Source organism: Mycobacterium sp. TH-M106 (assembly GCF_057473765.1).
The window spans coordinates 1-3697 of the sequence record NZ_JBYCLE010000004.1 but is presented as its reverse complement, the minus strand read 5'-3'; the positions used below and the strand labels follow the sequence as shown (position 1 = coordinate 3697).

3 protein-coding genes and 1 pseudogene are annotated in these 3697 nt (G+C 70.3%); 2 read left to right on the top strand and 2 right to left on the bottom strand.

Annotated elements, in window-relative coordinates:
• Positions 1 to 242: pseudogene (locus AC2VOP_RS00110) on the top strand (hypothetical protein); the annotation flags it as partial.
• 152 nt (positions 243 to 394) lie between these two features.
• Complete coding sequence (locus tag AC2VOP_RS00105; protein WP_486959074.1) at positions 395 to 2104, top strand: N-acetylmuramoyl-L-alanine amidase; 1710 nt, start codon at positions 395 to 397, stop codon at positions 2102 to 2104.
• A gap of 19 nt (positions 2105 to 2123) precedes the next feature.
• Here AC2VOP_RS00105 and AC2VOP_RS00100 read toward each other — a convergent pair whose 3' ends face one another.
• Both AC2VOP_RS00100 and AC2VOP_RS00095 read right to left on the bottom strand, forming a co-directional pair.
• Positions 2124 to 2948 carry an HAD family hydrolase gene (locus tag AC2VOP_RS00100; protein ID WP_486959075.1) on the bottom strand — a complete coding sequence of 275 codons (825 nt, stop codon included), beginning with the start codon at positions 2946 to 2948 and terminating at the stop codon, positions 2124 to 2126.
• Positions 2945 to 3697: lysophospholipid acyltransferase family protein (locus tag AC2VOP_RS00095; RefSeq protein ID WP_486959073.1), on the bottom strand; the 753-nt coding region annotated here is incomplete at its 5' end. The genes AC2VOP_RS00100 and AC2VOP_RS00095, both read right to left, overlap by 4 nt.

Here is a 3697-nt window from a genome sequence, read left to right as displayed (position 1 = left end):
CCGCGCCATCCGCCGCCGCCAGCTCCGGCAGCGGCGGGATCGTCAGTGACCTGATGAGCGCCGCCAACCAGCTGGGTGCCGGGCAGGCTCTCGACCTGCTCAAGAGCGTGGTTATCCCGTCCATCATGCAGGCCGCCCAGGGCGCCGCCGCACCGGCCGCCGCGGCGGCAGCACCTGCGGCGGCGGTGGACGCAGCGGCGGCACCCGCCGAAGCGGCGGCAGCAGCAGCACCGGCGAGCTGAGGCGCCGGTCACCCCGACGGCACCGCAGGGCCGGCCCGGATCGTCTGGTCCGGCAGCCAGAAGGCTCTGCGGTGCCGTTACCACATGCATCGGCGGCCCGCTGATGCGTGTCGCATCATTAACAACACTAAGCACATACGTAACATCGGTTCGTGCCATCCCGTCGCCCTGCGCCGACGATCGTGCTGACCGCGACCGTCGCGACCATGGTGCTGCTGCCGTGGACGCTCGATTCGGCACTCGGACTCGCACCGTCGCGGGGCCAGCCGAGCGCGGCTCCAACTCAGCTGACCCGGCTGACCCAGCGGCCATTGCCCGACCTGCCGGCCGGCGTCACCGTCCGCGAAGTCACCCAGGCCGAACCGTTTTCGATGGTCGCACTGACCGGCGCGGACTTGACCGGCACGTCGGCGCGGGTGCGCGCCAAGCGTCCCGACGGGTCCTGGGGGCCCTGGTTTAAGACCGGACATAAGACCGGGCATAAAACTGGGTTTAAGACAGGGGGTGAGACCGGGCAGCATACCTGGGGTGAGACCCGGGATGAGACCCGCAACGGCACCGATCCGGTATTCGTCGGCACCACCACCACTGTGCAGATCGCGGTCACCAGGCCGGTCGCCGCACCGGCGACTGCGGCCTTCGTCAAGCCACCGGTAGCCGGTCCGGCGGTCAGACCCAACCTGGGATATGTTCCGGCCACCGCCGAGCAGCCGTTCGCACAGAACGTCTCCGCGGTGCTGATCTCCCCGCCGCGGGCGCCGGTCGACCTGCAGTGGACACCGCCAGCCGCGATCACCGGGCCGGGCCAGCCGCCTGCCATCGTCCCCCGCAGCCACTGGGGCGGCCCCCGCTCCAACCGGTGCCGAGACACCGCGGACGGCATGCCGGTGCGCGCCGCGGTCGTTCACCACACCGCCGGAAGCAACGACTACACACCGCAGGACTCGGCGGGGATCGTGCGCGCCATCTACGCATATCACACCCAGATGCTGGGCTGGTGCGACATCGGCTACAACGCATTGGTGGACAAGTACGGCCAGGTTTTCGAGGGCCGGGCCGGCGGCCTCACCAAGCCGGTGGAGGGCGCGCACGCCGGTGGGTTCAACCGCGACACCTGGGGGGTGTCGATGATCGGAGACTTCGAAGACGCGCCACCACCACCCGTCCAGATCAGCACCGTCGGGCGGCTGCTGGGCTGGCGGCTGGGTTTGGACCGCATCGACCCGCGGGGTGCGACGCAGCTGTCCTCGGCAGGGGGTTCCTACACCCACTTCGTCCGTGGCACCACGGTGGCGCTGCCCGTCGTCATCGGCCATCGCGACGTCGACGACACCGACTGCCCGGGTGCTGCCGGTTATGCGATCTTGAACCAAATCCGCGATATCGCAGGACGATTCAACGAACCGCCGGGCCCGCAAGAGCTGATCCGGATGCTGGAGGGCGGCGCCATCCACGCCCGCTGGCAACAGCTGGGCGGATCCGACAGTGCGCTGGGCGCGCCGACGTCACCGGAGGCGGCCGCCGACGGGGTTGCACGCTACGCCACCTTCGACCACGGTGCGATGTATTGGTCCCCGGAGACCGGCGCGCAGCCGGTCACCGGGGCGATCTACGATGCCTGGGCCTCGCTGGGTTACGAGCGCGGCGCGTTGGGGTTGCCGACCAGCGCGGAGTTTCAGGAGCCGGAGTGGGTGGGGCAGAATTTCCAACACGGAACCCTGAACTTCGACCGGGCCAGCGGCACCGTCACCCGGGTCGTCGACGGCGTCGCCGAGCAGTTGCCGGCGGCCGCCCCGGACGGCCCGCCGCTGCAGCTAGAGCGATTCTCGGCGATTGAGGTGAGCTCGGAGCCAGCCGCCTGAAGCCGGTGGAGAACCGCGCTCAGCGCCACCAGCGTTCCAGCACCCGGGCCAGCCCGTCGTCGGTGTTGGCGGCCGTCACCTCGTCGGCGGCGGCCAGCACGTCGGGATGGGCGTTGCCCATCGCCACCCCGAGGCCGGCCTGCCGCAGCATCGGCAGGTCGTTGGGCATGTCCCCGAACGCCACCACGTCGCCGGCGGCGATTCCCAGCGGCCGGATCAGCTCGTCGATGCCGGTGGCCTTGCTGGTATCCGACGGCAGGACCTCGACCAGGCCGTTGTCGGTGGAGTAGGTGAGCGCCCCGGCGGTGCCGAGGTGGCCGGCCAGCCTGGCCGCCATATCCGAGCTGGCTGCGCCGGCCTTGCGGATCAGTAGCTTGATGGCCGGTGCGCTGAGCAGGTCGTCGAGCGACACCTCGGTGTTGTCCGGGTTGAGCCACGCGTGCTCGTAGCCCGGTGAGCTGACGAACTGCGGTGTCGCGGCGTCGTGTGCGCTGTCGCCGACCCGCTCGACAGCCAGCCCCGCACCCGGGATGAGGCCGGTGGCGATCTCGGCCAGCTCAGCGAGAGCGTCGACGGACAGGGTGCGGACCGCGATCACCCGGTCGATCGCCGGATCGTAGATGACGGCGCCGTTGGCGCAGACCGCCAGCGGCGCCATCCCGAGTGCGTCGACGACCGGACCGATCCAGCGGGGCGGGCGCCCGGTTGCCAGGATGAACCGCGCGCCGGCGTCGACGGCGGCGTGCACGGCCGCACGGGTACGCGGGGTGACCGACTCGTCGTGGTCGAGCAAGGTGCCGTCCACGTCGCTGGCGATCAGCGCCGGCTTCGTGGTCGAGGTCACCGGCGACGGCCCGCCCCAGCGAATACCCGCCGCCACCGGGCGCCGGGCACCTCGCCGCCTTCCAAACGCTCCGCACGCTTTCGGGCGCGCTCGGCAAGCTCCGCTTCGTCGAGCTTCGCGGCCTCGGCCGGGATGGGTGCGCTACCGCCGAGTCGCCGCGGCACCCAGAACGCGCCGGCCGGACGCGGATACTCCTGCTGAGCCTGGTCGAGCAGCCCGGTCATGGCCCGGCGCAGTTCGGCATTGGTCTTTTCGACGCTGCCGGCGGCTCGCACTGGTTGGCCGACTTTCGCCAGCACGGTAATCTTGTTACGCCACAGTTTCTTCGGATGATCTTTGGTCCAGATGCGTTGCGCGCCCCAGACGATGAGCGGAATGATCGGCACGTCGGCGTCTCGGGCCATGCGGGCGGCGCCGGTTTTGAACTCCCTGAGCTCGAAGCTGCGGCTGATGGTGGCTTCCGGGTGTACGCCGAGCAGTTCGCCCTCCCTCAGCCGCTGCACCGCCAGCGCGTAGGCGTCGGCCCCGGCCCGCCGGTCCACCGGGATCAGCTTGGCGTGCTTGATGACGAAGTTGACCACCGGCACGTCACACATCTCGGCCTTGAGCATGAACCGCAGCCGACGGCGGCGCCGGAAGGCCGCTATCGAGGCCGGGTAGAAGTCCACGTAGCTGGTGTGGTTGACGGCGACCAGCGCGCCGCCGCGTTCCGGAATGTTCTCCAGCCCGGCAAAGGTGATGCGCCATCC